This is a genomic window from Synechococcus sp. CBW1006 (genome assembly GCF_015840525.1).
Taxonomy (GTDB): Bacteria; Cyanobacteriota; Cyanobacteriia; order PCC-6307; family Cyanobiaceae; genus CBW1002.
In genome coordinates this window covers 1,954,339-1,979,423 of record NZ_CP060396.1, presented here as the reverse complement: position 1 = coordinate 1,979,423, position 25,085 = coordinate 1,954,339, and the positions used below count along the sequence as shown (strand labels likewise).

Below are 25,085 nucleotides of genomic sequence, written 5' to 3'. Positions count from 1 at the left end.
TCGTCAGCGGGTGATGGGCTCAGGGGTGGCCCAGTCGTCAATGAAGGCTTGGGCCTCAGGATCAGCCGCGATGTGATCGGCCACCATTTTGCTCTGGGCACGGATACGGGCTCGCAGGGCATCCATCGCGCTCACCGAGCTGCTCACCGCCACGATTCGTCTGCCGCCGCGTTGGCGGCGGCGAATGGAGAAGGGAGCTTCCGGCTCCTGAATGGCTGAATCGGCTGGGGTCATGACGGCAGCGGCTCTCGCCGACCGCATAGACGTTGCCTCAACCTTAATCGCGGTGTCAGTGTTGGGGTTCATGGCTGCAGCCGCTCGTCCAGCAGCGTCAGGGCCAGGGCCTGTTCACGGGCGCTGCCGCCGCGCACCGCATCGAACAGGGCCAGCAGCTCCCCCAGGGCCGGGTTGCGCTCCGCTGCCTCGGGAACACTGGGATAGAGCGGGTGGAAGGCGATGCCGCGGGCTGTTCCCTTCTTCCACGGCCACACCGGTGGAGGGTCGTTGCCCGGCCGGATCTGCGCGTTGAGGGGGGAGGCGGCGTAGCCGGTGGGAAGACCGCGGCTGAGCCCGCCCTGTGTGGCGGGAAAGCAGTAGCGAGCGCCGTGCTGCACGAAGGTTTTCAAGGCAGCACGAACCACCGCGGGCTTGCCGGCCTCATCCTTGATCGCCAGCCTGGCGGCGACGGCCCGCTCTACGGCTGCATGGGTTTCTGAGGCCGTCATCCCAAGCTCAGCGCCAAGGGCTGCGTAGGTGGGCGCGGGTCCAGGATCCAGGGCAAGGCGCAGCAGCACCACCAGGTCCTGCGGACGCAGGACGAGCTGGGGATTGGACGGTGAGCGGGCCACGGACGCAGAGGCCATTCGGCATTCGCGAATAGCGAATCTAGGGCGCCTGTCGCGGGTTGTCTGCTCTCTCAGGCCTCTGGAGCAGCCGGCGACAGCAGCCGCTCGATCGCCTCATGGGGCACGCCCACCTGCTGGGCGATCAGCAGCACCAGCTGCTCCAGGCGATCGAGGCGCTGCTCCAGGGCCTGCAGCTCGGCACCGCCAGCCTTGCTCCCCGCGGCCTTCCCACCTGCGGTGGTTTTGGTCTTGGGAGGAGGCAGCAGGGACAGGGGCGGCGGGCCGTTGGGATCGGCCAGCAGCAGGCCCACCATCAGATCTTTCCTGGGGCGCTTGGGCACCTTGATGCCCCTCTGGGCGCAAAGCTCCTGCAGGGCGTCGTTCTTCAGGGCCAGGAGTTGGGCTTCCGTAGCGGGTGTGCCGCCCTCCTGCTGGATCAGGGCGCGGGGTTCCTCGACTGCCGTGGCGCTGTCGCCCAGCTCTTCCGCCAGGCCGCGATAGAGCCTGGCATCGGCCTGAGCCAGCTGCTGCAGGGTGGAGCGCATGGTGTCGGCGATCTCACCCATGGTCGTCGGCTCCTTTGGCTTGATCCTGGATCTGCGGCTTGCTCTCTGGATTGGGCTGGTTCAGCTGTGGCTGCTGAGGGCCTGTGGGCTCGGCCGGGCGTGGGGGCTGAATGCCATTGGCGCTCAGGTCGATGGGCCGCTGCGCACTGTCCCCCGGCGGTGTGGGTGTCCCGGCTGCGGGTCCGTGGCCGTTGCCATTGCCGCCGTGGGGTGGCGGTGGCGGGAGCAGATCCTTGGACTTGTTGATCAGCTCCTGCTGCTTCTGCTTGAGATCGCCAAGGCGGTCTTTGGTGCGGCCCCAACGATTGATGAAATGAATCACTGCACGGACGAGATCACCGATATACCCGCCACCTTGAAAGCTATGGCGACCTTTCTTGTAGCGACTGAAGCCATTCACCAGATCATCGCCGACATCTTCAATGTCACCGGCGATGGCCGTCACGATCTCCAGGAGCTCATAAAGTTCCTTGCGCTGGGGCAGATCGCGACTGGCGAGGGCCGTGATCCGTTCCTTGAGCAGGGCGGTTTCATCCTTGGCCTTGTTGGCCAGACGCCGATGCTGGGCGCGGCTTCGCATCAGGCTGGAGTAACAATTGCGCAGTTCCAGGTAGGTGCTGTTGAGCTCCTCACGTTCAAGAGGTTCGGGATCGGGCGGGAAATCGGAGGTTGGGGGCAGGAAGACCATGCCGTGCTGCACATCGGCTTCCATCCTCGGAACGCAGCTGCAGGTGACAGCGATGGCAAGGAGGCTGGATCTATGCGTGGGGTGAATAGTTCCGGCATCGCCCCTTATGACGACTGAGGCGAGAAGGGTGCTGAACGAGCTGCAGATCCGCAGCAATCTTCACAATGTCGCCGGAATCTGCCAAACAAAGCGGAATCAGTCCGCCTACGAGCGCCAGCTCGCTGCCCTGAAGCCACTCAACCGTTCACCTCATCAATGGTGATCTCCTGCTCCCAGGCTTTGGCGATCGAGCGATCCAGCCTCCGCAGCAGCGCCACGAAGCTCTCCCCGTCGCGCCGCACCAACATCACCGGACAGTCGTAGCTGGTGCTGGCGGAGGCCACGCAGTCGATCGGGCCGACGCGTCCGACCGAGATGTCACCGCCTTCTTCCAGGATCGCTTCGATGTTGGGATAAGCCATGAACTGTCTGGTGTGGGGGGCTTAAGAGTTTGCTGAAAAACCCCGCCGCCTCTGCGAAAATAGGGCAACTGCCCCAGGTTTGATGCGAGGTCAGCAGGAGCGCAGCGGCTCCTTGTTCTCCTACGTCTCGATCGAGGAGCGGATCCCGACCAGCCATCCACTCAGGCGGATTCGCAAGCTGGCGGATCAGGCCCTCGATCGACTCAATCCCACCTTCTGCAGGTTGTATGCCTCAGAAGGGAGACCATCGGTGCCGCCAGAGCAGCTGCTGCTGGCCTCGTTGTTGCAGGCGTTCTACGGCATCCGCTCCGAGAGGCTGCTGCTGGAGCAGGTCCACTACAACCTGCTGTTCCGCTGGTTTGTGGGCTTGAGCCCTGACGATGCGATCTGGCATCCGACCACATTCACCAAGAATCGTGATCGGCTCCTCACTGACGACGTCATGGGGCTGTTCCTGGAGAAGCTGATGGGAGCACCCGAGGTCAAACCGCTGCTCAGTGACGAGCACTTTTCGGTGGACGGCACGTTGCTCCAGGCCTGGGCGTCACACGCTTCCTTGGAGCGGATCGATGGCCAGGAGGATCCTCCGCCTCCGCCCACAGGTCCTGGCGAAGGATTCGGTGCTCCCAAAGAGGGAAAGAAGCGCGCCAAAGGGGACTTTCGCGGCATCAAGCTCAGCAACGAGACCCACCGCTCCAGCACCGATCCTGAGGCACGGCTGGCCCGGAAATCGAATGCCCATCCAGCGCAGCTGAGCTATCGGGGCCATGTCCTCATGGACAACCGCCACGACCTGATCGTCGATTGCCGCGTCACCCAGGCCACGGGCACCGGTGAGCGGGATGCCGCCAAAGAGATGGCAGCAGACCTCACCGGTGCCCACCAGAAGACCGTCGGCGCCGACAAGAACTACGACACCAAAGGGTTTGTCGCTGAGATGCGGCGGATCGGTGTCACGCCCCACGTGGCCCAGAACACGGCCCGCAGCGGTGGCTCAGCCATTGATGGCCGCACCACCCGTCACGTGGGCTACTCCAAATCGATCAACGCCCGCCGGGGGATCGAAAAGGTGTTTGGTTGGATCAAGGCGTTCGGAGGGCTGCGCCAGTTCAAACTGCGCGGTACCGAGAAGGTCGGCGCCGTGTTTGGCCTGCATGTGATCGCCTACAACCTGATCCGCCTGGGCAACCTGCTCAAGCCCGCGATGGAGGCGGCATGAACAGCCCGTTGTCCAGAGGTGTGCCCAATAGGCCTCAACCAATGCCTTGCAGAGAGGCCAACGATGCCGAAATCGGGCTGTTTGCGGCTCTGATAGCCGCCGATCCGTCTTTTTGAGCCGGAAATCCACTGATGCCTGTGGAAAACTGGCTCGTGGGTTGGTTTTTCAGCAAACTCTTAAGGGCAGTTGTCAGCCGTCTGGTTCGGAGAGCTGCAGCATTAACGTCGAGGCGCTGAGCGGCGAGGGGCGAAAGCCAAGCGAGCGGTAGAACGCAGCCGCCTGCTCATCGATCGCGTGCACGAGCAGGGCTCTGGCGCCAATCAGGCGCCGAGCGGCCAGGCTGCGCCGCAGCGCATCGGCCACCAGGGCGCGGCCGAGGCCCTGGCCTTGATGGCGTCGGTCAACCGCCAGGCGGCCCAGCACTACAACGGGAAGCGGGTCCGGCATGTTGCGTCGCAAGGCACCAGGCACCTCTGCCAGCACGATTGCGCCAGCCGACAGGCAGGCGTAGGCGATCACGTTGCTGTCCTCGTCTGAGCAGACCACCACGGTGCGCGACACCCCTTGGCGCTCATTGGCCAGGGCCCGCTGCTGCAGCCAGCGGTTCAATGCGGTGTTGCCGCAGTCGAAGCCTTCCAGCTGATGCTGGGGGCCGAGGGGCTCAGGCGGGCGCATGCCACGGCTGCGGCAGGTCGAGCAGGCGCTCGATGCTGGCCTGATCCTGGGCGGCAGCGCCGGAATCCTCCAGATCAGCCAGCAGGGCCGTGGTCTGCTCCTGCGTGAGGGAGAACAGTGTGCGATCCAGGAGCACATCGCGTGCCCGTTCCTGGCAGCTGCGCAGGATGAATTCGGTGCGGCTGATGCCTTCCGCCGCAGCGGCCTGATCAATCAGCTGGCGCTGCTCAGCCGAGGCCCGCAGCTGCAGCACCTGATCGCGCGCCATGACCCTCCGCTCTGGCTGTCATTACATTGTAGTGCGACTCCTCAGGCTGCTCATACACCGCCAAGGCAGTCTCCAGCTTCTGCCGGTGCTCATCCCGCAGGGCCTGAGGGCTGTCGATGCGGATGCCGGCGCCAAAAGCAAACAGCCAGGTGCGCAGGTCGATGTCAGCCGCCACGGTCCAGCTGGGGAGGTCCAGCTCCACCGGATAGGGGTGGCTGTCGGCCGGCGAGCCGGGCTGCAGTACATGCGGTGCCTTGGGGTGGTGCCACCAGGTGTCGCCAGGCAGGGGGAGCGAGAGGCGGGTGTGCTCGATCGGGTAGCGCTGCAAGCCCTCACGCACGAAAGCGAAGCACCAGCCCTGGCAGCAAAAGCGCAGGGTGACCATCTCCCGCTCGCGACTGCGGCCGCGGGGATGGCACAACCGCAGCTGGGCCGCCAGGTCGTCGCCGAAGTAGATGCCGCCGCTGTGATGCAGCAACAGCTCCAGCCGCTTGAGGCCCTGGGCGTGGGCCTCCTCACTGCGCCGGTTGCCGCGTTCGCTGCGGCGCAGGGCCAGGCGATCGAGGCGTTCGCAGCGGATCAACCCATGCTCCTGGCCGGGGCTGTCCTCTTCAAACACGAGGTACCAGCCGATGGTGTGAAAGAGCAGCTGCAGCGGCCACACCCGCAAGCTCCCCAGGGGGCTGCCGGGGAAGGAGCCCACCGAGGCGTAGCGCTCCAGCTCGATGCGGCGCCGCTCCACAATTGCCGTCTCCAGCGCCTCGGCCTGGCGCTCGGCCGCCAGGGAGTCGGGCCGCACCAGGGCGCTGCTCACGATCGAGCGGTTGGCGAACGCCCGCACCGGTGCCGTGCCGTCCACCGTGATTCCTCCCCAGGCGAGCCGCTGCTCCAGCTCCCGCAGCAGATCCTGGGCGGTGGGATCGGCAAGGCGCCCCGCGGCCTGGCTCACCACCCCATGGATCTCCCGCAGCCGGTGGGCCGACAGCAAGGCGGTGCCGATGGCATAGCCGTGGCGGACGTTGTCGTTGCGGGGCCGGAAGCCATAGGGGGTGAGCAGCTTCTCGAGGTCCTTGCGCAGGGTGGCCGCCTCGGAAGGGAGGTAGGCCCCGGGGATGGCCTCGGTGCGCTCGATCAGGTGCTCCGGCAACGCCACACCCTCGGCCTGATCAAAGGGCTGCTGCAGCAGATGGCGCAGCAGGGTGAACACCCGCACGAACACCGGCGCATCGCCAGTGGGTGGGTAGCCACCATGCACGCCACCCCGCCAGGGGGCTCCGGCGGGCGGCTGGGGTGGGGTTGGCGCCAGCTGGATCGGCGCCAGGGAGGGCTCGGCGCTGCAGAAGCCGTTGGCCTCCAGCCAGGCCAGATCGGAGCGGATGGCAGCTGGATCGCCGTAGCACTCGCCATGCAGCCGGCGCAGGTAGGCGGCGGCCTGATCCGCCAGGTCGCCCTCCGGCAGGGGCGACACGATCGCCTCCAGCTCGGCGCGGGTGGCGGGGTCCGCCGCGGAGAGTTCGGGGAAGGTGGTGAGCAGCCGCAGCAGATGCAGCAGCCGCTCCAGATCCAGGAGGCGCGAATAGCCGTGGAGCTGGAAGCGCTTCTCGCGGTTCCGGGCTGAGCGGATGCGGTGATCGAGGCGGGCCAGTTCTTCGCGCAGCAGGGCCTCCAGCTCGCGGCCGTGGGTGGGCACCACCGCCACCACTGCCGCGAAGCCCTCCGCCCGAGAGGGGCCAAAGGCCGGATCAGCCAGGGCGGCGGACATCTCGCGGATCACCGGCTCGGGCACGAGGCGCTTGCGGGTCTGGTTCCACTGCAGGCAGGTGGACAGCGGCGTGTAGAGCCACCAGCCAATCCACTCCACCGGAGCCGGCAGGCTCAGGGCCTGGGTGATCGCCAGGCGCCAGGGGCGGCGGGCATGGGTGGCATCGAGGATCACTGGGATGCCGGCGGCCACGGCATCCCGGAGGCGCTGGTGCAGCAGGGCCTCGATGTCGCGCCAGGGGCCTTGCACCGCGGCATCGCCAAAGAGCTCGTGGCGCACCACATCGGTGGAGAGCACCACGGCACCGGTGAGCTGGGCCAGCACGCCGGCCAGGGTGGTCTTGCCGCTGGCGGGCGGGCCGATCAGCAGGTGGCAGCGCAGGGGCGCTGTCGAGGGCATGGCAGAGAGTCAGGCATGGACCGCAGCCTGGCGGCAGCGGCATGCAACGGCAAGCCTCTCCATGCGAAAGAGCAGATAGAGATCGTTGCTATCACTGAGGTCTGCTGAGCGGCTTTGCTATTTCGCAGGGGAAAGCGCTCAAAAGTGGCCGGCGCTGCTGAGGCTGCTCCCAGCGCCGCATTCGCCCCATGGCTTCCCCGCGCCCCCCGTCGCTGGCCCAGGCCCCCCACTACCGCCTGCCGGAGTTGCTGCACGACATCCGCCTGCTCGATCTGTTGGAGCTCTGCGGCACCACCGTGCAGACCAGCCGGCTGCTGCAGCTCAGCCAGCCCACCATCAGCCGCCGCTACCGGATCCTCTCGGAGGACTTCGGCCTGGTGCGCGATCGCCGCCAGCTCTGGGGCTGCGGCTACGGCACTTCGGCCTCGATGCGACTGCTGCGGCTGGGCTGCCGCGCCCATCGCCTCGCCGCTGGCGTGGCTCGCATCGGCAGTGATCTTCTCCATCACCCGCTGCTGGCGGGCTGCCCCTGGCTGCTGCCCACCCCCCAGCGGTTCCGGGCGGCAGCCAACTGGCTGGAGCTGGTGCGTCAGGGCGTGCTCGATGGCGCCCTGCTCTCGGGTCTGGAGCTGGAGGAGGCACCAGGGATCAACCGCCAGGAGCTGGAGCTGCTGCCGCTGGGGGAGCTGCCCCTGGCCCTGGGGTTCTGCCCAGAGGCGCCAGTCCTGGTGGGTGCCGTGCCGGAGGTGCTGGTGCCAGATCGGGGCGTCGCGCCCGGCCTGCGGCGGCTTCTACGAGAGCTGGGGCTGACGCTGCGCAGCGGTGGCAACAGCCTTCAGACCCCAGACGACTGGATCTGCCGGATCCATGGCAGTGCCCTGGCGCTGGTGGTGGCGGATTGGGAGGCACACACCTGGGCTTCCTTGCGCCGCAGCCCCTTGACCACAAGGCCCCAGAGTCCGGTGTGGCTGGCGCTGCTGTCCGACTGGCAGGAGCACCCAGTGCTGCGCCACACCGCCCAGGAGCTGGGGCAGATGGGCAGGTTGCAACAGCTGGAGGGCTGAAAGTATGCGCCCCGTGCATAGATCCGAAACTCGCGGCTCCAACTGCTTCTGGTCTGCTGCCGCATTGCTTCCGCTAGCGGCAGACTGGCCGCAGCGTCCCCACACCCCCATGCCAGTCCCGCCGATGCAGGCGGTGAAACCATGAGATCGAGCTCCCCAAAAATTATCCCCAGTGAGGGCTGTGTGGTCCTCTGCCGCAGCCACCGCTGGCTGGTGGAGAAGGTGGAGCCGTCCGAGCACCCCGAGGGGGACACGGTGGTTGGTCTGGCCTGCCTGGATGACGACGCCAACGGCCAGCGGTTGGAGGTGTTCTGGGAGCGGGAAGTGGATGCCCTGGTGTTGGGTGAAACCACCTGGGACACGGTGGGGCAACGCGGCTTTGATCAGCCTCAGGTGTTCGGCAGCTACCTCAACACCCTGCGCTGGAACTGCGTCACCAGCACCGACCCCGGCCTGTTCCAGGCGCCGCTGCGGGCGGGGATCGACGTGAAGCCCTACCAGCTGGAGCCCTTGCGCAAGGCGCTGCGGATGCCGCGGGTGAGCCTGTTCATCGCTGATGACGTGGGTCTCGGCAAAACGATCGAGGCCGGGCTGATCATGCGCGAGCTGCTGCTGCGCCAGAAGGTGCACCGCGTGGTGGTGGTGGCGCCCCCTTCGGTGGTGCTGCAGTGGAAGGGGGAGATGGAGAGCCGCTTCGGCCTGGGCTTTGCGGTGATGGACCGCCAGTACATCGCCGAGATGCGCCGCCAGCGGGGCTGGGGCATCAACCCCTGGGCCACCCACACCCGGTTTGTGCTCAGCCAGGCGTTGGTGCGCGATGAGGCCTATGCCGGCCCGCTGCGCGACTGGCTCGGCGATGAAGGCAAACAGGCGCTGCTGATCCTCGATGAGGCCCACAACGCCGCACCGGCGAGTGGCTCCAAGTTCGCGATCGATTCCAAGCTCACCCGTGCCATGCGCGATCTGGCCGGGCGGTTCGAGCACAAGCTGTTTCTCTCCGCCACACCCCACAACGGCCACAGCAACAGCTTCTCCGCCCTGCTCGAGATCCTCGATCCCACCCGCTTCTGCCGCGGCGTGGCCGTGCGCAAGCAAGACCTGGAAGACGTGATGGTGCGCAGGCTCAAGGAAGACCTGCGGCAGATCGGTGTGGACCTGCCGCAGCGGCTGGTGACCCCCGAGGTGATCGATGGCCTGCCGAGCGACAACCCCGAACTTCAGCTGGCCGAGCTGCTCAGCCGCTACCGGGAGTTGCGCAACCAACGGCTCGCTGCCGCCGGCAAGCGCGAACGGGCGGCCGAAAATCTGGTGATCTCCAACCTGCAGAAACGCCTGCTCAGCTCGATTGCCGCCTTTGATCGCACCCTCAGCGTGCACATGCACACCTTGGAGAAACGCGCGGCCAAAGCGGAACAACGGCGCCAGGTGCGTCTGGATGCCCTCGATCTGCTGCAAGGCTCCATCGATGGCGACGACGAACGCGCCGACGGCAACGAAGAGGACCTGCTCAAGGAAGCCGACGCCCAGCACGAAGCCGCCCTGGCCTCGGCACTGGAGGCCAGCGAGGAGGAATGGGCCTTGCTGCGCCAGATGCAAGCGATCGCCCAGGAGGCGCGCTACGAGCCCGACAGCCGCGTGCACCGCCTCGAGCAGCTGATCCGCGACCACCTCTGCCCGCAGCTGGGGCAGCCGGGGGCCCCGTGGAGCAACGAACGCCTGCTGATCTTCACGGAATACGCCGACACCAAGGACTGGCTGGAGCGCCGGGTGCGCGAGCTGATCGCCGAAAGCGATCAGGCCGAAGCCCGCATCGCCACCTTCCATGGCGGCATCGGCGATGAACGGCGCGAAGCGATCAAGCGCAGCTTCAACAGCCCACCGGAAAGTGACCCCCTGCGGATCCTGATCGCCACCGATGCAGCGCGGGAGGGCGTGAACCTGCAGAACCACTGCAAACGGCTGGTGCATTTCGACGTGCCCTGGAACCCGGGGCGGATGGAGCAGCGCAACGGCCGGATTGATCGCACCCTGCAACGATCACCGCAGGTGTATTGCCACTACTTCGTGCTGCCCCAGCGCCCGGAAGACACAGTGCTCGACACGGTGGTGCGCAAGACCGATCAGATCCGCAGCGAACTGGGCTGCCTGCCGCCGGTGGTGATCCGCAAGCTCAACGACCTGCTGGCCAAGGGCATCAACCCCACCGCCCTGGCGCACACGATCGCCGAGATCAAGGGGCTGGATCAGGAGGATGACTTCCGGCTCACCCAGGTGCTCCTGGAGGAGGAACTGGAGGGCAGCCGCGAACGCAAGGAGGCCCTGGAGAAACAGGTGGGAACGCTGGAGCGCTACCTGGAGCGCTCTCGCAAGTGGCTGCATTTCTCTACAGAGCAGTTCCGCGACGCGCTCAACACCAGCCTGCAGATCACCGGTGAGCGCCACGGCCAGCAGACCCTGGCGCTGCAGCCGCGCGATCCCCAGCAGGCAGCGCAGGATCCCGAACGGGCCATCTGGGAGTTCCCCAGCGCCACCGAGCTTCCGGGCGGGGAAGCGGCCTGGGGCGATGTACTTGATGCCCTGCGACCGCCGCGCCAGCCGGGGCAGAAGCTCTGGCAATGGCGGCAGGACACCCAGCTGCAGCCGGTGGTGTTCCGCGATCCGCAGGAGGTGAATGCCGATCGCGTGCACCTGCATCTGGAGCATCCGCTGGTGATGCGCTTGCTCAACCGCTTCCTGATGCGCGGCTTCCAGAGCGATGCGCTCAGCCGCGCCGCAGTGGTGGGCACGGCCGATGACACCGCCAAGCTCGTGATCCTGGCTCGCCTGAGCCTCTACGGCCATGGCGCCTCCCGCCTGCACGATGAAGTGCTCGCGGTAGCGGCCGAGTGGGATCCCAGCGATCCCCAGCGCCGGCTGCGCAAACTCAGCAGCGAGAAAACCAGTCGCGCCCTGGAGGATCTGGAGACGTCGCTGCGGCAGCGCCTGGAGGCACCGGAAGGGATCAGCGCCGCTCTCCAGAACAACCTGAGCGTGGATGTGGCTCACTTGCGGGAAGCTCTGGATCAGAAGGTGGAGGAACGCCGCCAGGACGCGGCCGCCAAGCTGGCCAAACGCGCCGACGATGAGGTGGCCCGCTTCATCAAGGTGCTGGAGGAGCAACGCAAGCGGATCACCAGCACCCGCAGCCGCACCAACGAGAACCTCGATCAGCTGTTGCTCGATCTGGGTGGGATCAAGGAAGAACGCCGCCAGCTGGAGGACAACCGCAAGTACTGGGAGCAGCGCCTGCAGACCATCGACAGCGACCTCAGCCACGAACCCGAGCGCATCCGCCGCACCTTCGAGCTCCGCACCCACCGGGTGGAACCCGCCGGTGCGATCTACCTCTGGCCTCAGGAGGTGGCCTGATGCAGGGACATCGCAATGGCGGGGAAGGCGGCCTGCAGGGCACGGTCCTCCGTGATCAGATGCACGCCCAACTGCTCCGCAACGGCCACGAACTCACAGTCGTAGGCACTGCAGCTGCTCTGACTCACCAGATGCAACACATGCTCCGAGGCCACCGCTTGCTCCTCACTGGCGAGAAGCACCTCGGCCTTCTGCATCAGCGCCAGAGCCGCTGGCAGGCTCAGCAAGTCACGGCGAACATGCTGCGTAAGAACGTTGCGGAACTCGCTGCGCCAAAGCGGCGGTGTGGCCCAGTGCCGATCGTGCCGCCGCAAGGCTTCAGCCTGTTCGGTTTTGGGGCCAGGCAGCAGCAGGTAGGCCACCACGTTGGTATCCACAACGATCACGGCCGCCCTTCCCGCTTGAAGGCATCGATGGCCTCAGGGTTAAAGCTGTGGGGTCCCAGGCTCTCGCGCAGGGCTCGGATCTCCGCCAGCTCCTCCTCTACGGATGTGGGGGGTGCGGCCAGGCCCGCTTCCAGGCACACGATGGCCTCATTGTTGAGGCTGCGCCGATGCCGCTTAGCGGCGGCAGCCAGCCGGGCGTGGAGCGCATCGGGCAGGTTCTTGAGGGTGAGCGTTTTGGCCATGGCAACCAGCGATCCACCGGTGGTAGCACCAGTATGGAACCGTTTCGGTTGCGCGAACGATCTGGCGGGGGTGCGCTGATGGCTTACGGAACTCCCGGCATCCACACCCACGAGCAATGGCTCGGCCTGGTGCAACCGGTGGGCCTGGTGGTCGCCCCGGCGGTGCTCAACAAACTCGAGCTGTTCCCCAACCAGGGCACGGCCTATCTCTCGACGCGGCAACGCCAGCTGGAAGCCCTGCTGGAAGAGCGCGACACCGCGGCCGGTGAGCCGATCCAGGTGGTGCCGGGCTTTGGGCAACTGGCCACCGAACTGCTGGATTGGGGCGAGGCCGACCTGCTCAGCGCCGATCAGCTTCAGACCATCCCGGAGGTGGTGCTGAGCGAATACGGCGAAACCCTGCGCCCCACCCACGGGGTGCCGAAGTTTGAAGGCGAAGGCCTGCAGGCCCTGGTGCTCGACCTCACCGCCCTGGGCGAATGGGGCCGCGCCTTCGATCAACCCTGGAATCCCACCGGCAACGGCTGGGATGCCACGCCGCAACAGCGTTTCGAGCGGCTGCTGAAGGAAACCGAACATCCGATCGGCATCCTGTTCAACGGCGCTGATCTGCGCCTGGTCCACGCGCCGCGAGGTGAATCCAGCGGCTGGCTCACGATGCCCCTGGAGCCGATGGCCGAGGTGGCGGGCCGGCCGATGCTCGGCGCCCTGGAGCTGTTGCTGGGGGTCGATCGGCTATTCGGTGGCAACCCGGAGCAACGGCTGCCGGCGCTGCTCGCGGCCAGCCGCAAGAACCAGAGCGAAGTGAGCACCCGCCTGGCCGAGCAGGTGCTCGAAGCCCTGTGGGAACTGCTGCTGGGTTTTGACGACGCCGAACGGCTGGCGCAGGACGCCGGCCGCACGGTGCTCGGCGATCTGCCCCACAGCGATGAGGGCCAACAGCAGCTCTATGGCGGCCTGATCACGGTGTTGCTGCGGCTGGTGTTCCTGCTCTACGCGGAAGACGAAGCGCTGATGCCCGCCGATTCGCTCTACGGGCAGCACTACAGCGTCAGCGCCCTGGCTGATCGGTTGCGCCAGGAGCGGGTGGACCACCAAGGGGCGATGAGCGATCGGCGCGGCGGTTGGGCATCGCTGCTGAGCCTGTTCCGGCTGGTGTACGACGGCGGCGGCGCCGATCCGGCCTACCTGCCGGCGCGCCACGGCGAGCTGTTTGATCCCGATGCCTACCCCTTCCTGGAGGGCCGCGATCCCTACAGCAGCTATCAGGACGCGATCCTCAGCAACCTGCCCGCCATCAGCGACGACGTGGTGGAGAAGGTGCTCAGCAAATTGCTCTGGCTCGATGGCGAGCGGCTGAGCTATCGGGCTCTCGATGTGGAGCAGATCGGCTCGGTGTACGAGGGGATCATGGGCTTCCGCGTGGAGCAGGCCCACGGCCCCAGCGTGGGGATTACGTATCGGCCGCCGCGCCAGAAGATCACGATCACGGTGGTGGTGAATGCGGATCAGCTGCTCGCTCAGAGCGCGGGCAAACGCGAGAGCTGGCTCGATGAACAGGCCGGCGTGAAGCTCAAACTGCCGGCCAGTGTGAAAAGGGAGCTGAAAAGCGCCAGCAGCCTCGCCGAGCTCTGCCTGGCGCTCGACAAGAAACTCTCCCCCCACACCCCGCGCGGGCTGCAGCCGGGATCACTGATCCTGCAACCCACCGCGGAGCGGCGCCGCAGCGGCAGCCACTACACCCCGCGGGCGCTCACCGAACCGATCGTGGCCGAAGCGTTCCGCCCCTGGCTGCAGCGCTGCAACCACCAGCCCACGGCGGAGCAGATCCTCGATCTCAAGGTGTGCGATCCGGCGATGGGATCCGGTGCCTTCCTGGTGGCGGTGTGCCGCTATCTGGCCGGCTGGCTGGTGCAGGCCTGGGAACGCGATGGCTTCCCCGAGGGCTTCCGGCAGGACGCCGACAAAGACACCGTGGCCCGCCGGCTGGTGGCCCAGCAGTGCCTGTATGGGGTGGACAAGAACCCGTTTGCGGTGAACCTGGCACGCCTGAGCCTCTGGCTGGTGACGCTCAGCAAAGACATGCCCTTCACCTTTGTGGATCACGCCCTCAAGTGCGGCGATTCGCTGGTGGGGTATTCCGTGAAGGAGATCCAGGCGGCGATGCAGGAGGTGCAACTCGCTCTGTTCAATGAACAGAACCAGATCATCGCCCAGCTGGGAACCAGCCGGCAAAGCAGCTTTGCCGAAGACAGCCTCTCGGATGAGAGTTACGACCGCAAGAAGGCTCTGCTGCTGCAGCAGATCAAGGCCGCAGATGGCCTGCGTCAGGTTGGCGATCTGATGGTGGCCGCCTTCTTTGATGCCAAGAAGCCGAAAGAACGCGCCGATAAGCAGCAGGTGTATCTGGCAATGCTCAGTGGCGCCTTTGCGGACGATGGGCTACAGGATTCCGTTCAGGAGATCCGCGAGCGGTTGGCGGCGGGCGAGAAGGGGATCACGCCGTTTCACTGGCAGCTGGAGTTTCCGGAGGTGTTTCGCGAGGGGCGGGGTGGGTTTGATGTGTTCGTGGGCAACCCTCCCTTCGCGGGGAAGAACACCATTGCCGAAGGCAGCCCGGAAGGCATCCTCGACTGGTTCAAGCAGCTGCACCCCGAGAGCCATGGCAATGCCGATCTCGTGGCCCATTTCTTCCGCCGCTGTTTCGATCTGCTCCGACCCAGTGGATCACTGGGGCTGATCGCCACCAACACCATCGCCCAGGGCGACACGCGTAGCACCGGCCTGCGCTGGATCTGCCTCAACGGAGGCACGATCTATGCGGCCCGCAAGCGCTACAAGTGGCCGGGCGTGGCGGCCGTGGTGGTGAGCGTGGTGCACCTGCGCAAGGGCGCTTATTCCGGCGCCAAGCTGCTGGAGCGGCGGCCGGTGGAGCAGATCACGGCCTTCCTGTTTGCCAACGGCGGCCATGAAGATCCGAAGCAGCTAGTAGCCAATGCCGGCAAGAGCTTCGTGGGCAGCTACGTGCTGGGCATGGGCTTCACCTTCGACGACTCCAGCCCGGCCGACGACGACACGCCCGGCATCCCCTCGCCAATCACCACGATGGAGCGGTTGATCGGTGAGAACCCGAAGAACGCTGAGGTGATCTTGCCTTACATCGGCGGGGAGGAAGTGAACAGCAGCCCCACGCATGCGCATCACAGATATGTGATCAACTTCGGCGAGCGCAGTGAGGAGGAGTGCCGGCGGGAGTGGCCGGAGTTGATGCAGATTGTGGAAAGCAAGGTGAAGCCTGAACGCCTGAAGGTCAACGACAAAGGAGCGAAGCAGAAATGGTGGCTATTCATCAGGCCAAGGCCTGAGCTGAATGCAGCCGTCGAAGGCAAAGCAAAAGTAATCGTCACCGCGAGGCATCAGCCGAACTGGCAGCTTGCCTTCATGCCACCAACATCTGTCTTTTCGGAGGCCATGGTGGTCTTCGCATTGGAATCAGCGGCATGGATGTTGTTGTGTCAGTCCGATGTACATGAACTCTGGGCTCGATTTCTAGGTTCGTCCATGAAGGATGACCTACGCTACACACCTTCCGACTGCTTCGAAACCTTCCCCTTCCCCGCCGCCCTGCTCGACGCCAACGCTAACGATCCCACTCTCGAAGACACACGCCAGAGCCTCGAAACCAGCGGCGAGCACTACCACCAGTTCCGCGCCGAGCTAATGGTGTCCAATAACGAAGGCCTCACCAGCACCTACAACCGCTTCCACGATCCAGCCGAAACCAGCCCAGGCCTGCTGGAGCTGCGCCGCCTCCACGGCGAGATGGATCAGGCGGTGCTGCAGGCCTACGGCTGGAGCGATGTGCCCACCGGCTGCGGCTTCGGCCTCGACTACCTCGACACCGAAGAAGACGCCCAACTCCCCGACGAACTGCAGGAGTGCATCGACAGCGGCGAGTTGTTCTTCTCGGATGCTGGCGATGCCCTCGATTTCCAGGGCCAGCTGGAGGCCTACGGCGCTATCACCGGTCGCCGCAAGCTGCCCTGGCGTTACCGCTGGCCCGATGCCGTGCGCGACGACGTGCTCGCCCGCCTGCTGGCCCTCAATGCCGAGCGCTACGAGGAAGAGGTGGCCCAGGGATTGCATGGCGGTAGTCGTCGGGGAGGCAGTAGCTCCGGGGGCAGCGGCACGGGTCGGCGCCGCGGGCGGCCACCCCGCAATCCCCAGCCCGAGTCGGGCCAGACTGCCCAGATCGGCCTGGCGCTATGACCCACGCACCCGCCACCACGATTCGCCAGCGCCACAACGCCCTTCGGCCAGAGGTCCTTGCCGTGGCGCACCGCCATGGCGCCTCCAACCAGCGGATCTATGGCTCCATCGCCAAGGGGCAGGTGCACGCCGGCAGCGACCTTGATCTCCTGGTTGACCTGGCCTCCGACCAGTCTCTGCTAGGGCTGATCAGCCTGCGCCAGGACCTCGAAGACCTGTTGGACTGCCCGGTGGACGTCACCGAGGCAGAAACGCTGCATCCGCTGATTCGTAGCGAGATCCTCGATCAGGCCTTGGCACTGTGAGTAAGGATCAGCTCTACCTCGAAAGCATCCGCGACTGCCTGGAACGCATCGCTGAGTACACCGACCTTCGGGCTGCCAATCCCGAGATTCCCTGGCGGCAGATTGCCGGCATGAGAGACGCGCTCATCCATGACGATCTCAAGGTGAATCTTGCCCGTGTCTGGCGCACCGTCGCCACTGATCTGCCGCCCTTGCGGGCGGCCGTGCAGCGCCTGCTCAACCGATGACCCTCGTCGTTCTCGCCAGTTGTGGCGATAGCTCCTGATCTCGCTCGCCGATCAGGCTTCCTGCCCTCGTCCTGTCTGCAACCCAACCACCACACCACCCCCACGACAAGCCATGGCCAGAAAGTCGAAGTCAGCTCGGGGCCTCAATGCCCGTGGGGCCAAAGGGGCACCCCGCGAAAAGCTGGCCAAGGCTGCCGGCTTTCGCAGTGATGCCGAAATCGCCGAGCTCTTCCCCCAGAACCGCCTGAAGCAGGTGCGGCAGCTGCAGCAAAGCCTGGCCGACCTGGTGTCAACGCTCAATCTGGGGGATCAGGGCGCCTCTGCCGTAGCCAGCCACTACGGCGCACTGGTCCGAGCCCTGGCCAATCGTGAAGCCCCCGATGCGTCGAGCCCCCCAGAGCCTGCCAAGGGCGCTGACACCTCTGCTCGGGCCACGAAGCAGGCCTCGCTCGCCACGGATGCCTTGCGGCAGATGGTGCTCGAAGCAGTGCAGACCCCCCTGGCCCTGTTGCCATCGCTGCTCGCAGACGACAGCCTCAGCGATCAGCAGAAACTCCAACGTCTGGGTGTCTACACCGCAGCCCTGGAAGCGGTCTATGAGCCGCTCGACCTTGAACCCATCGGTGAACCCGGAGAGGCCACCCACTTCGATCCCCGCCATCACGACAGCGCTGCTGCGTTGAGTAAGGGAGATGCCTGCACCATCCGCCAGATCGGCTTTCTCCGTGGCGATGCCGTGGTGCGCAAGGCCGTTGTTGTGGGTGCGGAGTGATCAGCCATGCTTCAACACCTCGCCATTGACCTCGGCAACACCAACACCCTGATCGCCACCCGTGATCAGGAGGGCCGCGAAGCCCTGTTGCACCTGCCGCGCATCTCCCAGCTCGACACCCAGCTCTCCAGGAGCCCGGAAAAACCCTTCACCTTTGTGCCCTCGGAAGTGTTTCACTCCGACGACGGACCGGAAGTGGGTGCTCGGGCCTGGGCCAAGCTCTCGGAGGATGAGCGGCCCGACGCCTACCGGCGTTACGGGCGCAACTTCAAGCGTCAGCTGCTCGACTCCTTTGTGCAAGCGCGCCATGGCGAAGAGGGCCACCGCAGCCTGCTGGAAACCAGCACCGATTTCGTGCGCGTTCTCTGCCACGACCTCAAGCAGGAACTGGAGGTGGAGTTCGGCAGCAGCCACGTCCCCAGCCTGATCCTCACGGCGCCCGTGCAGGCTCCCTCCGAGTATCGCGCCTGGCTGCGGGAAGTGTTCAGCGCCAACCTGCAACCCGAAGCGATTCGCCTGATTGACGAGTCCACCGCCGCTGCGCTGTTTTACGGCGAAGAAGCCTTCGGCAGCCGTGTGCTGATCGTGGACATCGGCGGTTCCACCTCCGACATCACTCTCGCTGACATCGGTTTTGCCGGTGACGGCACACCAGAGGAAGCACGCCTGATCACCAAGACAGGCACCTTTGTGGGCGGCTCCACAATCGACGACCTGATCGCCGAGAAAGCCTTTGCACTCCAGGGCCTCAACCCGCCCTCCACCTTTAACCGCAAGACGTATCTGCGTGCCATTCGTGCTGGCGAGAAGGTGAAGAAGAAGCTGAGCTTCAGCAAGCGCGCCTTGGAGCCTTACGAAGACCTCCAAGCCGGCCTCACCATCAACATGGCGTTCCGCAATACCGACCTCGCGTCGATGATCACGGACTCGACCATTGCATCGTCCTTGAAGGACCTGGTCCAGGAGACCGCAACCGAGATCCAAAACCGAGGCATCGCGCAGAACTCCATCAGTGGCGCGATCCTCGTGGGTGGCTGCACCATCTGTCCCCCGATACGCACCGTTCTCAATGAGGCCTTTTCAGGCCTTGATCTTGAGCTCTCCGACTCCCCTACAGAGGAAGAGCGTTTTGCTGCTGTGGTCTTCGGTGCCCTGCGCAGCGTCGATGCGCCCGTATCGAACGACTATCTCCTCCACGACTATGCCATCCGGCTTCGGGCCGTCAATGGCAACTTCGTCTACCAGACACTGTTCCGCCAGGGAACGGTCTTCCCCTGTCTTTCCGACTTTGCGCTGAATTCGGGGCGTCAGACCAGAGAACAGGTTGGCATCCGCATCTCCGTGGGCGAGCTCTATCGGCAGCCCCGGCGGCTGGATGATAGTGCTAACGAAACGGAGACTCCTGGCCCTTTGGTGGCCAACGAGTTTCGCCCCCTAGGAACAGGCGGCCACCTGGTGGTGATCCCCGTGGATCCCAACGCCCCCGTTGGGGACAAGCGCTACCGCATCACCTTTGCGATTGATACGGAACGCCAGCTTCGCATTACGGTTGACGACACCGTGAACCAGATACGCCTGTTCGACAATCAGGTGATCGTGGATCTCAATGAGTCGGCCGCACCTGCCGTGATCCCAACAACGCCTCCCCCTGCGATCACCTACACGGGAACACAGAAAGTCATCGAGTTGAATCCGAATCCTGGCTACAACAACCTGGAGATCGAAGTGGCCAATGTCCTGCGAGACATGGCTATCGAAGGATACCTGATATCGAATATCATCCTCGGGCAGCATCTGCACGAAGTAGATCACCTATTGATTACTCCATCAGGAGAGGCGTATATCATGGAATGCAAAAACTACAGGGGCACATGGACGGGTGGCATCAACTCTCAGTGGATCTGCACCGCCCCTGACGGGAGTGAGCGCGTCATTGCGGCGCGCCCAGTAAACCCCATGCTTCAGTGTCGCCGCTACATCGGTGATGTATTGCGGCGGTTGGCGAGCGAATACCCCGATGTTCAGTTCAGCAAGGCCTGTCTCGTGATCGCCCCAGACCACGCCCATCTTGATGGCGTCAGTGGCTGTGGCACCAACTTAATGAATGTCTCAGCCCTGCCCGCATTCATCACCGCGATGGAAACCAGGCGTCAGGATCGCCCAAGGGTCGACCTGGATCCTGATCGGTTGCGCAAGGCATTCTATTTGGTTTGAGCATCAGGATGGAGGTTTTGGGTAGTGAGCCGGAGCAGCGTTAGTCCATGGGCCTGAGATCCTTCCTGAAGAACACAGCTCGTGCCCTTGGGCTGCTCAGGTCCTCGTCGAAGTCAGGGGCTTCACACGAGACGGATTACGCTATTGCCCTGGATCGCATCGAGCAGCAGATTGTTGAGGCAGTCACCTGCCGTGACAGCATCAAGTTGCTGGATATCTGGTATGAGCTGTCACTCTGGAAGGCACCTCCTCCGAAGACTGACGTACTGAAACAGCGCTTGGCTCAACTCTTCGAGGAGTATGAAGGCCAAGCCTTAAATCCCAATGCGTCCTCCAGCACTCTTCTAGTGCTGAAATCGCAGATCAGCACCAAGCAAAGAAGCGAGCGGCAGCAGGCGGATAAGGAGCGCCAGGCCAAGGCAGAAGCTGAACGCCTGGCCCGAGAAGCAGAAGCCCGGCGGGCGGCCGAAGCAGCCGAACGCCTCAGGCAGGAGCAAGAGCGCCAGGCCAGAGCAGAAGCTGAACGCCTGGCTCGAGAAGCAGAAGCCCAGCGGGCGGCCGAGGCAGCCGAACGCCTCAGGCAGGAGCAAGAGCACCAGGCCAGGGCAGAAGCTGAACGCCTGGCTCGAGAAGCAGAAGCCCAGCGGGCGGCCGAGGACGCCGAACGCCTCAGGCAGGAGCAGGAGCGACAGGCCAAGGCAGAAGCTGAACGCCTGGCCCGAGAAGCAGAAGCCCAGCGGGCGGCCGAGGCAGCCGAACGCCTCAGGCAGGAGCAAGAGCACCAGGCCAGGGCAGAAGCTGAACGCCTGGCCCGAGAAGCAGAAGCCCAGCGGGCGGCCGAGGCAGCCGAACGCCTCAGGCAGGAGCAAGAGCACCAGGCCAGAGCAGAAGCTGAACGCCTGGCTCGAGAAGCAGAAGCCCAGCGGGCGGCCGAGGCAGCCGAACGCCTCAGGCAGGAGCAAGAGCACCAGGCCAGGGCAGAGGCTGAACGCCTGGCTCGAGAAGCAGAAGCCCAGCGGGCGGCCGAGGCAGCCGAACGCCTCAGGCAGGAGCAAGAGCACCAGGCCAGGGCAGAGGCTGAACGCCTGGCTCGAGAAGCAGAAGCCCAGCGGGCGGCCGAGGACGCCGAACGCCTCAGGCAGGAGCAGGAGCGACAGGCCAGGGCAGAAGCTGAACGCCTGGCCCGAGAAGCAGAAGCCCAGCGGGCGGCCGAGGACGCCGAACAGATACGGGAGGAGCAAGAACAACAGGCCTCAGCAGTCGACAGCGATCAGGACATCCTTCCGATAGACCCAGATGAACTAGCGACAGAACGGCAGGAACTTCGGCGACGCATCGATGCGGTGCGGCAAACGCTGCAGGAGCGACAGACCCGGAGCGCAGCCGATGATGCGTGGGTTGAGGATTTTCCTCCTCAAGACCTTGCTGTCGGCGGAGTAAACCCACTCTCTGGTCCAGGTCTTGATCTAGAACCTTTGGCCGAGGACGTTGTTCCTCTACAGAGTGAACAAACAGGCCAGGCACCTTCCTCTGATCAGAGCCAGGAGAAACCAAGCTGGCCCAAGATAACCATCGGAGAGCTATCGCTCTCGATACGAGCCACCAATGCCTTGCATTACGGTGGCTTTCGCACGGTTGCCGACCTCGCCGAAAAACAACAAGACGATCTGCTTAACGTAAGAAACTTTGGGCAGAAGAGCCTTGATGAGTTAATCACAGGACTCGAGAAGAAGGGAATTCCATTCCCCGTTCTAGTCATAGCACAGCCTGATTGCCAACAAAAACAAGCAGCCACAAACAACCAGGACAGCACGACTAGCCTGTCATCAGTCACAACGGCGCTCCAAGATCTGGGAATCCCACAACCCGTCCTAGGACCGCTATTGCGTAGCGGGATGAAGACGCTTGAGGATTTAGCCGGCAAGACCGAATCTGATCTTTCTGCAATCCGAAACCTTGGTCCAATCGGGATTCAGAGGCTCCGTCGAGCCCTCGCCACCATTGGCCTCGGGCTTCCATTCCAGTTAACTGACTTGGATCTGCCTACGTCCCAACACAGCGAATCCCATCAAGATTTTCGGCCTGCTGGAGACAGTCGAAAGCAATGCAGGGAAACCGTCATAGCGTTAATCGGCAATACAGCCGCGAAGTGCTTAGCGGGAGACCCTGATAACCCAGAAGAGGCCATTGAGGAATTGCTCCAGAACAGCGATATCATTCATGGCCAGGCCTCACTGGATACAGAGCTGAGAATACTGAGGGAGTGCCTTGGAATTATCGAATCACTAATCGGCCCATCACTCCTCAACGATCATCTTCACAATCTTGCCTGGGAGGAATCAAAACGGCACTTGCTTGCGCGCTACGCGCAAGAACTTGGCGATGGCACGTCGAAGTCCTGGATCAATAGCCTTCAGAGAAGTATCAAGAGAGATGCGGATCGGGGCTGGTCTTCTTACATCAGAAGAGCTTGCGGCGCAACCTATCAAGCCATTGGCGACCAGCTTGCACCCCCAGTCACCCGAGAGCGTGTCAGGCAGCTGCTTAACAGGGTGGCCCTCGTCATTGGTGTTGCGCCAGATACTCTCTCCGCACGAATCCAAGGCAACGTTAGCGAGCATGCAAGAGCCAGGCAGCTTGCGAGTATTCGGTCCTGGCTCGACCGTTTCGGGCGTCTTGCATTCAAAGGCGATCAGCCACAGGGCGACGAGGATCTGGAATGCTGGGACGCGACCCTGGCAATGAACCCGAAACAGCGGCTGGACATCTATCAGAAACATGCCATCCCTGTTCCAGATAACGAGTGGGATCTGCATTACGAATGGATCTGCAACAGCAGCTTTTCCATGGGGAATTGCTACTGGAAAGATTTTGAGTGCTTAAGGCAGTTTCTCTTGCGGCATGCAGCGGCACTGGGGCATCCCACAGCGATGCCCAAACAGACATCGCTACCCCGTCGCGTGGGCCGAATTGTTCAGGACTTTGGTGGCCAGAGCAAAGTTGCGCGCACTCTAGGTCTCCGGTATCAGGGCCAACTCGTGGGTGAAAATGGTGGTCGAACTTATTGGACCGAGGACAAGCTTTCCAAGCTGTTGGATGACGTCAATCAGTTCCACAATCAAGACCTGTCACTGATGCCGTCCTATGCCCAGATCTACGAGTTCTTCAAAGAGCAGATCGACGAACCGTATGCTGGCAAGAATCCTGGCTCACCTATCGCCGGAATGACACGGCAGGGTCAGCTGCACTGGAGCGAAGTGGCCAGCCGTTTTGGCAAACAGTTCGTCGCAGGATCATCGACAGCCAACATTACACTGGCCTACATCAAGGCCTTTGTTCGTGATCTAGGGGAACATCTAGAAGCCCTCACCTCCTCTGAGCTCTATGTACTATTCCAGGCGCAGGGCATCAACCGGGGAGACAAAGAGAAGTTCAGCCGCACATTTGATTTGCTTGTCGATGCGGTCCAATCCGGCATGGTCAAACGCGAAGACCTTCAGGCCTGGGCTGACAATAATGACGTCGACTCCATCAATGGGCTCCTGGAATTCGGGTCCAGCTTGAAGGCCGAAACAAATCAGGCGGACAAAGAGGCTCTACTTCTGCAAAAGCGCTCGAAGCAGCTGCAGCGTGAATTCGCTGAGGAGAAGCACATTGCCCTGATCTCCAGCGATGATCTACCGCACGTCGATCCCGTTAAAACCCTTCTAGCGTTAGACAAAGCCGCGAGTGTGGTAGAAAGCACTGCTACAGATGCCGATCGCATCGAGTTCTTAAAAGCAAAAGCCACCGCAAAGCTCTGGGACGCCTGCTTCGCGGATGCAGACGCTTTGATTGACCGGCTTCAAGCCATGAATGTCGAGGCGGATACTTACAGTAGTGAAGTGCGGTCTTCCTTCCTTGAGGAGTACGAAGGGGCTCGCTCTCTAGAGATCCCACCCAGCTACAGATTCTGCGATCTGAAGGGTCGTCCACGGCAACCAAAGCTCATGCAGCGCCTCGTGGCATTTCGTCTGAAGCGAGATTACAGGCTGCTCAACCTCAGCGGGACAGGGACCGGCAAAACCCTCTCAGCTGTATTTGCGGCTCAAGTCTGTGGTTGTAGGCGGATTCTGATTTCTTGCCCAAATGGAGTGGTCTCTAACTGGCAACGCACATTCAGCTCTGCATACCCCGATGCAGTCATCCATATTAAGCCTGATGATTGGCAGCTGCCAGAGCTTGATGATAGAGCTCATGTGGTCATTGTGAATCATGAGAGATTCCAAAATCACTTCATGCAATCCCTGCTTGAATTCTGCCTTGGCTTTCGGGCTGACCTGATTGTTATCGATGAGATCCATCAGGCCAAGCAGCGAGATAGGGACAAAACCAGCCAGCGACGGCACTTAATGGATCAGTTCATATTTACGTCCGGCAATCTCAACAGTGAGCTGCGTGTCCTTGGTCTGTCGGCCACACCAGTTATCAACAACTTGCTTGAAGGGCGTTCTCTGATTGAGCTGGTGAGCCAAGAGGCTCTTGATGGCGTAGACGAGGAGATGGACCTCAATGCCTGCATGAATCTTTATCAGCATTTTATTGTGCACGGCATTCGCATGAACCCAGGGCAGCTGCCGCGCACGGAGCTTGTTCTTATGGATGTGGATGCCACACAGGTCCTGCCGCAGATCATTGGCGCCACCAGACGCGGGAGCTTCCACGATGTGGAGCAGTTGTTGGTGCAGCCAAAGCTCGCCGCCTTGGATGCTTGTCTTAAGCACGGCGAGAAGACAGTAATCTTCATCACATACATCAAGAACACGCTGGATCCGCTGTGCCAATGGCTGAAGCAACATGGCTTCAGCCATAGTGTCTACACCGGTGGTGATAAAGAAGCCCGTGAGTCGGGGTTTGATGATTCCTTAGATGAGTTCATCCGGGGATCAGCTGACGTCCTGGTGGCTTCCATTCAATGCGCTGGCACCGGTGTCGACGGCCTTCAGTCAGTTTGTAACCAGGCAATTTTTCTGCAGCTCCCGTGGACTTCAACGGATTTCGAACAGGCCATCGGACGATTGGATCGAGATGGCACAGAGTTTGATTCAGTGAAGATTTATCTTCCCATCACGGATATCTATCTTCCCAATGGCGACCGTTGGAGCTGGTGCCGATCGAAGTTGGATCGAATTCGCTCCAAGCGTGATATCGCCAAGGCAGCCGTGGATGGAGAAGTGCCTGATGAAGTCTCAATGATCAGCCCCAGCAAGGCCAGCGAGTATTGGCTTGGCTGGTTGACGCGTCTGGAGAGCGAGTGTCTGTGATGACAGGCTTTC

General features: G+C 63.3%; 19 protein-coding genes. 10 read left to right on the top strand and 9 right to left on the bottom strand.

The genetic code is table 11. The annotated features are described in order from the left end of the window. Window positions 1–3: 3 nt before the first annotated feature. The 3 genes from H8F26_RS09435 to H8F26_RS09425 form a co-directional block, all read right to left on the bottom strand. On the bottom strand, window positions 4–234 hold the full coding sequence (locus tag H8F26_RS09435; protein ID WP_197153735.1) for a hypothetical protein: 231 nt from the start codon (window positions 232–234) through the stop codon (window positions 4–6). A gap of 68 nt (window positions 235–302) precedes the next feature. Next, window positions 303–848, bottom strand: coding sequence for a hypothetical protein (locus H8F26_RS09430; RefSeq protein ID WP_197153734.1), 546 nt, complete (start codon window positions 846–848; stop codon window positions 303–305). Window positions 849–916: 68 nt separating this feature from the next. Then, the gene (locus H8F26_RS09425) at window positions 917–1,411 is read right to left on the bottom strand and encodes a hypothetical protein (protein ID WP_197153733.1); all 495 of its coding nucleotides are present in this window, start codon (window positions 1,409–1,411) and stop codon (window positions 917–919) included. Here H8F26_RS09425 and H8F26_RS09420 point away from each other — a divergent pair. After that, on the top strand, window positions 1,410–2,216 hold the full coding sequence (locus tag H8F26_RS09420; RefSeq protein WP_197153732.1) for a hypothetical protein: 807 nt from the start codon (window positions 1,410–1,412) through the stop codon (window positions 2,214–2,216). The genes H8F26_RS09425 and H8F26_RS09420 overlap by 2 nt on opposite strands. 119 nt (window positions 2,217–2,335) lie before the next feature. Here the strand turns inward: H8F26_RS09420 and H8F26_RS09415 are convergent, their stop codons facing one another. Continuing rightward, a complete protein-coding gene (locus tag H8F26_RS09415; protein ID WP_197153731.1) occupies window positions 2,336–2,560 on the bottom strand; it encodes a hypothetical protein in 225 nt (74 codons plus the stop codon). Between the two features lie 82 nt (window positions 2,561–2,642). On the opposite strand from H8F26_RS09415, the gene H8F26_RS09410 reads away from it, so the two are divergent. Further along, complete coding sequence (locus tag H8F26_RS09410; RefSeq protein ID WP_197153730.1) at window positions 2,643–3,779, top strand: IS5 family transposase; 1,137 nt, start codon at window positions 2,643–2,645, stop codon at window positions 3,777–3,779. Between the two features lie 189 nt (window positions 3,780–3,968). Here H8F26_RS09410 and H8F26_RS09405 read toward each other — a convergent pair whose 3' ends face one another. The 3 genes from H8F26_RS09405 to H8F26_RS09395 are packed head-to-tail and all read right to left on the bottom strand — an operon-like array spanning window position 3,969 to window position 6,883. Continuing rightward, window positions 3,969–4,454, bottom strand: a complete 486-nt coding sequence (locus tag H8F26_RS09405; protein ID WP_197153729.1) for a GNAT family N-acetyltransferase — start codon at window positions 4,452–4,454, stop codon at window positions 3,969–3,971. Beyond that, complete coding sequence (locus tag H8F26_RS09400) at window positions 4,441–4,722, bottom strand: DUF1778 domain-containing protein (RefSeq protein ID WP_197153728.1); 282 nt, start codon at window positions 4,720–4,722, stop codon at window positions 4,441–4,443. Before H8F26_RS09400 ends, H8F26_RS09405 begins: the two co-directional genes overlap by 14 nt. Next, window positions 4,682–6,883, bottom strand: coding sequence for an AAA family ATPase (locus tag H8F26_RS09395; RefSeq protein WP_197153727.1), 2,202 nt, complete (start codon window positions 6,881–6,883; stop codon window positions 4,682–4,684). The genes H8F26_RS09400 and H8F26_RS09395 overlap by 41 nt, the downstream gene beginning before the upstream one ends. Window positions 6,884–7,071: 188 nt before the next feature. On the opposite strand from H8F26_RS09395, the gene H8F26_RS09390 reads away from it, so the two are divergent. Continuing rightward, the gene (locus H8F26_RS09390; RefSeq protein ID WP_197153726.1) at window positions 7,072–7,947 is read left to right on the top strand and encodes a hypothetical protein; all 876 of its coding nucleotides are present in this window, start codon (window positions 7,072–7,074) and stop codon (window positions 7,945–7,947) included. 141 nt (window positions 7,948–8,088) lie between these two features. Then, window positions 8,089–11,355 carry a DISARM system SNF2-like helicase DrmD gene (gene drmD, locus H8F26_RS09385; RefSeq protein ID WP_197153725.1) on the top strand — a complete coding sequence of 1,089 codons (3,267 nt, stop codon included), beginning with the start codon at window positions 8,089–8,091 and terminating at the stop codon, window positions 11,353–11,355. Here drmD and H8F26_RS09380 read toward each other — a convergent pair. Continuing rightward, window positions 11,340–11,741, bottom strand: coding sequence for a type II toxin-antitoxin system VapC family toxin (locus tag H8F26_RS09380; RefSeq protein WP_197153724.1), 402 nt, complete (start codon window positions 11,739–11,741; stop codon window positions 11,340–11,342). The genes drmD and H8F26_RS09380 overlap by 16 nt on opposite strands. Beyond that, window positions 11,738–11,983: a plasmid stability protein gene (locus tag H8F26_RS09375; protein ID WP_197153723.1), complete on the bottom strand. Its 246-nt coding sequence runs from the start codon at window positions 11,981–11,983 to the stop codon at window positions 11,738–11,740. The genes H8F26_RS09380 and H8F26_RS09375 overlap by 4 nt, the downstream gene beginning before the upstream one ends. Before the next feature lie 78 nt (window positions 11,984–12,061). On the opposite strand from H8F26_RS09375, the gene H8F26_RS09370 reads away from it, so the two are divergent. The 6 genes from H8F26_RS09370 (at window position 12,062) to H8F26_RS09345 (ending at window position 25,073) form a co-directional block, all read left to right on the top strand. Continuing rightward, a complete protein-coding gene (locus H8F26_RS09370) occupies window positions 12,062–16,252 on the top strand; it encodes a DNA methyltransferase (protein WP_197153722.1) in 4,191 nt (1,396 codons plus the stop codon). Then, on the top strand, window positions 16,249–16,557 hold the full coding sequence (locus H8F26_RS09365) for a nucleotidyltransferase family protein (RefSeq protein ID WP_197153721.1): 309 nt from the start codon (window positions 16,249–16,251) through the stop codon (window positions 16,555–16,557). The genes H8F26_RS09370 and H8F26_RS09365 overlap by 4 nt, the downstream gene beginning before the upstream one ends. Further along, complete coding sequence (locus H8F26_RS09360) at window positions 16,554–16,784, top strand: DUF86 domain-containing protein (protein WP_197153720.1); 231 nt, start codon at window positions 16,554–16,556, stop codon at window positions 16,782–16,784. The genes H8F26_RS09365 and H8F26_RS09360 overlap by 4 nt, the downstream gene beginning before the upstream one ends. 112 nt (window positions 16,785–16,896) lie before the next feature. Further along, window positions 16,897–17,556, top strand: a complete 660-nt coding sequence (locus H8F26_RS09355; RefSeq protein ID WP_197153719.1) for a hypothetical protein — start codon at window positions 16,897–16,899, stop codon at window positions 17,554–17,556. 6 nt (window positions 17,557–17,562) lie between these two features. Continuing rightward, window positions 17,563–19,770 (top strand): Hsp70 family protein, encoded by a 2,208-nt coding sequence (locus tag H8F26_RS09350; RefSeq protein WP_197153718.1) that lies wholly within the window; start codon window positions 17,563–17,565, stop codon window positions 19,768–19,770. Window positions 19,771–19,817: 47 nt separating this feature from the next. Further along, window positions 19,818–25,073, top strand: coding sequence for a DNA-directed RNA polymerase subunit alpha C-terminal domain-containing protein (locus H8F26_RS09345; protein WP_197153717.1), 5,256 nt, complete (start codon window positions 19,818–19,820; stop codon window positions 25,071–25,073). Window positions 25,074–25,085: the final 12 nt, after the last annotated feature.

Excerpts from the sequence above, each read along its gene's own strand:
- H8F26_RS09435 (WP_197153735.1), bottom strand. The coding sequence starts at position 234 with ATGACCCCAGCCGATTCAGCCATTCAGGAGCCGGAAGCTCCCTTCTCC.
- H8F26_RS09420 (WP_197153732.1), top strand. The coding sequence starts at position 1,410 with ATGGTCGTCGGCTCCTTTGGCTTGATCCTGGATCTGCGGCTTGCTCTC.
- H8F26_RS09425 (WP_197153733.1), bottom strand. The coding sequence starts at position 1,411 with ATGGGTGAGATCGCCGACACCATGCGCTCCACCCTGCAGCAGCTGGCT.
- H8F26_RS09415 (WP_197153731.1), bottom strand. The coding sequence starts at position 2,560 with ATGGCTTATCCCAACATCGAAGCGATCCTGGAAGAAGGCGGTGACATC.
- H8F26_RS09410 (WP_197153730.1), top strand. The coding sequence starts at position 2,643 with ATGCGAGGTCAGCAGGAGCGCAGCGGCTCCTTGTTCTCCTACGTCTCG.
- H8F26_RS09405 (WP_197153729.1), bottom strand. The coding sequence starts at position 4,454 with ATGCGCCCGCCTGAGCCCCTCGGCCCCCAGCATCAGCTGGAAGGCTTC.
- H8F26_RS09400 (WP_197153728.1), bottom strand. The coding sequence starts at position 4,722 with ATGGCGCGCGATCAGGTGCTGCAGCTGCGGGCCTCGGCTGAGCAGCGC.
- H8F26_RS09395 (WP_197153727.1), bottom strand. The coding sequence starts at position 6,883 with ATGCCCTCGACAGCGCCCCTGCGCTGCCACCTGCTGATCGGCCCGCCC.
- H8F26_RS09390 (WP_197153726.1), top strand. The coding sequence starts at position 7,072 with ATGGCTTCCCCGCGCCCCCCGTCGCTGGCCCAGGCCCCCCACTACCGC.
- drmD (WP_197153725.1), top strand. The coding sequence starts at position 8,089 with ATGAGATCGAGCTCCCCAAAAATTATCCCCAGTGAGGGCTGTGTGGTC.
- H8F26_RS09375 (WP_197153723.1), bottom strand. The coding sequence starts at position 11,983 with ATGGCCAAAACGCTCACCCTCAAGAACCTGCCCGATGCGCTCCACGCC.
- H8F26_RS09370 (WP_197153722.1), top strand. The coding sequence starts at position 12,062 with ATGGCTTACGGAACTCCCGGCATCCACACCCACGAGCAATGGCTCGGC.
- H8F26_RS09365 (WP_197153721.1), top strand. The coding sequence starts at position 16,249 with ATGACCCACGCACCCGCCACCACGATTCGCCAGCGCCACAACGCCCTT.
- H8F26_RS09355 (WP_197153719.1), top strand. The coding sequence starts at position 16,897 with ATGGCCAGAAAGTCGAAGTCAGCTCGGGGCCTCAATGCCCGTGGGGCC.
- H8F26_RS09350 (WP_197153718.1), top strand. The coding sequence starts at position 17,563 with ATGCTTCAACACCTCGCCATTGACCTCGGCAACACCAACACCCTGATC.
- H8F26_RS09345 (WP_197153717.1), top strand. The coding sequence starts at position 19,818 with ATGGGCCTGAGATCCTTCCTGAAGAACACAGCTCGTGCCCTTGGGCTG.